Raw genomic sequence first — 3996 nt, forward strand, 5'->3', positions numbered from 1 at the left:
TGACGGAGCTTGCCCCGGCCTCCTCCCTCACAGGCGGCAGCGCCGCAAGCCGCCGCGCCCAGGCGGATAGCGGAAGCTCCGGGAGGGCCGCAGCTCCTTCCGCCAGGGGCAAGGCTTCGCCGCTCCCCCCGGCGGTGAGCGGGCTCCCCGGACCGCCGGAGGGAGCCATGGCCTCCCCTGCTCTTGCCGCAGCGCCGCCCGGCTTCGCTTCGGAGGGGTGCTCCGCTATCCCCGCGCCGCCTCCCGCCTGTTCCGCGCTTCCTTCCGCCGGCTTGGCCTCCGGGAAGAAGCCGTCCCTCGATACGAAGGTGCCCCGTCCCGTTTCCGATTTGACATAGCCGTCGGCTCCCAGCATATCGTATACCTGAGCCGCCGATCCCCGAGACAGGCCGTACAGAACGGCAAGCTTGCGGGTGGAGGGAAGCCGCGTGCCTCCCGGCAAATTCCCGCTTAGAATCGCCGCTCTGAGCGCGTGGTACAGCGCCAGATACTTATAGCGGTATTCAGCCAGATATTCGTCAAAGCTCAATATTGGAATGGCGTCCATACCTTCATTCCTCCCATTCAAGTGGACCAATAAAAATAATGTAAATGGGCTCTTTTTTATTGTCAATCTCCTGTTATGCTGTTGATTAACCAATCCTATCCCATCAACATAAAGGAGCGCTATATATGAGAAGAAAAGAGTTTAAAGTTGAGAATGAAGAAGAACTGACAGCCTTTCTGGACGAAATGAGCTTCGGCTTTCTCGGCGTAACCGACGGGGAGGGCCGTCCGCGCGTCATCCCGCTTAATTTCGTCTATACCGGAGGATGCTTCTACTTTCACGGCAGCCATGCAGGCGGCAAGATGGAGGCAATCCGCAAGATGGACAAGGTCTGCTTCACCGTAGCGGATGAGTTCGCCCTGATTCCCTCCTATTTCACCGATCCCGAAATGGCCTGTCCCGCCACCTCGTATTTCAAAAGCGTCACTGCCTTCGGCACGGCCGAAATCGTCACCGACCTGGGCGAAAAAGCTGCCGCGCTCGACAAGTTCATGCATAAGCTTCAGCCGGAGGGCGGGTATGAACCCGTCGACGCAGAGAACCCGAAATACCGGCCCGCGCTGAAAGCGGTAGCGGTTGTGCGGATCGTTCCCGAGGAGTTAACCGCCAAATTCAAGTTCGGACAAAATCTGAAGGAGGAAGACCGCAGCGCCGTCATCAGCGGGCTTGAGGCCAGAGGCGGAGAACGGGATGCCGAAACGGTGGAAATGATGAAAAAATTCTGCCCGTTCCACTCCTCTTAAACTGCCGGGCTGGCAGATATAAGCGGGGACTGTACGCACATTGCGGACAGTCCCCGCTTTGCTGTGTGAACGTTTATCAAAACCCTTAAATTTATCGTCAATCTTTTAGAAAAAAACCGATATTCCGAAGTGACTGTCCCGTACCGCAGGTGATATAATGTTAGGCAATGTTAGAACGTTGCCAACGATTTCAGGAGCGCTCCGATCGCAAGTGTGCTCCGATTTCAAAGATACCCGGAAGGATGAAACCGATGAATCCACAGGCTGGACAATTAAACGAAAGCATTAAAGCCGGAAATGAGCATGTGTACGACATGCTGTCCACTCTTGGCCGAGAAATCTATTTTCCAAAAGTAGGCATTTTGAGCCAATCCGCCGAGGCAACCGCTCATGCCAAGAAATACAACGCCACCATCGGGATTGCCACCGAGAACGGCGGCCCGATGCATCTGAACGTCATTCAGGAGAAGCTCTCCGCATTCGCCCCGAAGGACCTGTACGGCTACGCCCCGCCGGCGGGCAAGCCTGAGCTGCGAACCGTATGGCGCGACAAAATGCTGCGCGAGAACCCTGCGCTTGAAGGCAAATCCTACGGTAATCCGATCGTGACCAATGCGCTGACCCACGGACTCAGCATCGTTGCCGACCTGTTCGCCGAGCCGGGAGACGCTGTCGTCTACCCCGACAAGAACTGGGAGAACTACGAGCTGACCTTCAGCGTCCGCCGCCATGCGGAGCTGGTTACCTACCCGCTGTTCACCGAGGATATGACCTTCAACAGCGACGGACTGCTTCAGGCGCTCCTGTCGCAGAAGGACAAGGGCAAGGCCATTGTGCTGCTGAACTTCCCGAATAACCCGACAGGCTACACGCCGGGCATCAAGGAAGGCGACGCGATCGTCGCGGCGATTGTGCGCGCTGCGGAAGAAGGCGTTAACGTTGTTGCGGTATGCGATGACGCCTATTTCGGACTCTTCTTCGAGGATTCGCTCAAGGAATCGCTGTTCGGCAAGCTGGCGAACGCGCACCCGCGCGTGCTGGCCGTCAAGATCGACGGAGCGACCAAGGAAGAGTACGTGTGGGGCTTCCGCGTAGGCTTCATCACTTATGCCTCCGAGAGCAAGGACGTGCTGGACGCTCTGGAGCAGAAGACGCTCGGCATTATCCGGGCCACCATTTCCAGCGGGCCGCATCCTTCGCAGACATTCGTGCTCGATGCGCTCAAGTCGCCGGAATTCGAGGAACAGAAAGAAGAGAAGTTCCGGGTGATGAAGGGCCGCGCCAACAAGGTCAAGGCGCTGCTCGACAGCGGCAAGTACGGTGACGAAGCATGGACGTATTATCCTTTCAATTCCGGCTATTTCATGTGCCTGAAGCTTCGCACCGTCCAGGCGGACGAGCTGCGCCAGCATCTGATTCACCGTTACGGGCTTGGCACGATTGCCCTTGGCGACACGGATCTGCGCATCGCCTTCTCCTGCATCGCCGAGGAGGATCTCGAAGACCTGTTCGATCTCGTATACGCGGGCGTCCGCGATTTGGAAAAGGCCAACGTTTAAGTCCAGCCACGAATATCAGCCTCCGCATGACGAATGCGGGGGCTCTTTGCGCGCGCGGCAGGCGGCGGCTATGGAAGCGAGCATGCCGGGAGAGCTTCTATCGGGGAACCCGACTATTATTTTTGCAGCCTCTTGCGGCATTGGCCCATACCCCGGCAGAACGGGGAACATACAATACGGTGTACTCCAGTACAACAACTCACCGAAAGGGGAATGAACATGAGCGAAGAAGTAAGAGGCGGATACGGATATGGACCTTTCACCAGCACTGGAGCCATTCTGGTTCTCTTCATCCTGCTGGTAATCATCACCCGTTCTCTGTTTATCTAATCGGCATGGATTCATCCGGAAGCGAGCCTTACGGCTCCCTTCCTCCCATCATGTTCACACCGCTTTGTCCCGGCGGCACATCCGGCGGATGAACTTTTCGAGAGTAAAAATAAAGAGATCCGGACAAGTCCGCCAAGGACTCTGGATCTCTTTTTCTATGGCATTTCTTTTCCACTCTTCTATTATCTCTTCCTTGGTTGGTGGCTTTTCATTTACCACAGCTCCTGTCGTTACCTTAATCATTCTCACGCTTCTTTCTTAAACACTTTTTGTATGATGATAGCCATTAATGCATATTTATATTGGCACCACTCACCTTAATATTTCCATCTATCTCTAGCACACTTGTCTTACACTTGAGACCTATAGCATTCTTAGCCGTAATCTGCACCGTATTTCCTGCTTTAAGATCAAGATTTCCGTCTGCTTTAACTCGGATATCTTTTTTGCTTCGCAGCTCAATTCCATGGTCGTCCAACAATCGAATGACTACTTCATCGTCGTTACCGGTAATCAGGATTTCGTTCTTTTCAAAGATCACAGCTTTACGGTATTTGGTCATAAAGATTTTTACAGAAGGATCTTTAATCAGATCGCCGCCCTTAGATCTCCTCCGAATAGAATGGGTTACGATTGCGTCCTTTTCCTCGTTGGTTGGAAAGTAGATGTCTACAAAGTCAAATAACTCTGGCATACAGTACCAACCTGTATTGCCCTCTGAAGTATAGAATGTAGCATATGGGAAGGCACAAGTATCAGGAACTGCAGGCTTAACCTTATCGAGTCTGTAAAATAGATTGTGTAAACTCCTAAACCC

The 3996-nt window shown here is 54.0% G+C and carries 5 protein-coding genes and 1 pseudogene; 3 read left to right on the forward strand and 3 right to left on the reverse strand.

Annotated elements, in window-relative coordinates; genetic code table 11:
• On the reverse strand, window positions 1-547 hold a 547-nt coding region (locus L692_RS33725), incomplete at its 3' end, for a GntR family transcriptional regulator (RefSeq protein WP_036725506.1).
• 125 nt (window positions 548-672) lie between these two features.
• Between L692_RS33725 and L692_RS0125015 the strand changes: the two genes are divergently transcribed.
• The 3 genes from L692_RS0125015 (at window position 673) to L692_RS33730 (ending at window position 3179) form a co-directional block, all read left to right on the forward strand.
• Window positions 673-1290, forward strand: coding sequence for a pyridoxamine 5'-phosphate oxidase family protein (locus tag L692_RS0125015; protein WP_025702647.1), 618 nt, complete (start codon window positions 673-675; stop codon window positions 1288-1290).
• A gap of 251 nt (window positions 1291-1541) precedes the next feature.
• Complete coding sequence (locus L692_RS0125020) at window positions 1542-2849, forward strand: aminotransferase class I/II-fold pyridoxal phosphate-dependent enzyme (protein ID WP_025702648.1); 1308 nt, start codon at window positions 1542-1544, stop codon at window positions 2847-2849.
• Between the two features lie 219 nt (window positions 2850-3068).
• Complete coding sequence (locus L692_RS33730) at window positions 3069-3179, forward strand: YjcZ family sporulation protein (protein WP_211245151.1); 111 nt, start codon at window positions 3069-3071, stop codon at window positions 3177-3179.
• Between the two features lie 54 nt (window positions 3180-3233).
• On the opposite strand, the gene L692_RS0125030 is transcribed toward L692_RS33730, so the two are convergent.
• Together L692_RS0125030 and L692_RS0125035 are read right to left on the reverse strand one after the other, a co-directional pair.
• On the reverse strand, window positions 3234-3422 hold the full coding sequence (locus L692_RS0125030) for a hypothetical protein (RefSeq protein WP_025702649.1): 189 nt from the start codon (window positions 3420-3422) through the stop codon (window positions 3234-3236).
• 43 nt (window positions 3423-3465) lie between these two features.
• Window positions 3466-3996: pseudogene (locus tag L692_RS0125035) on the reverse strand (hypothetical protein); the annotation flags it as partial.

The sequence above is a fragment of the Paenibacillus forsythiae T98 genome (genome assembly GCF_000520735.1).
GTDB lineage: Bacteria > Bacillota > Bacilli > Paenibacillales > Paenibacillaceae > Paenibacillus_AQ > Paenibacillus_AQ forsythiae.

Coding starts and splice junctions, on each gene's coding strand:
- L692_RS33730 (WP_211245151.1), top strand. CDS start 3,069: ATGAGCGAAGAAGTAAGAGGCGGATACGGATATGGACCTTTCACCAGC.
- L692_RS0125020 (WP_025702648.1), top strand. CDS start 1,542: ATGAATCCACAGGCTGGACAATTAAACGAAAGCATTAAAGCCGGAAAT.
- L692_RS0125030 (WP_025702649.1), bottom strand. CDS start 3,422: ATGATTAAGGTAACGACAGGAGCTGTGGTAAATGAAAAGCCACCAACC.
- L692_RS0125015 (WP_025702647.1), top strand. CDS start 673: ATGAGAAGAAAAGAGTTTAAAGTTGAGAATGAAGAAGAACTGACAGCC.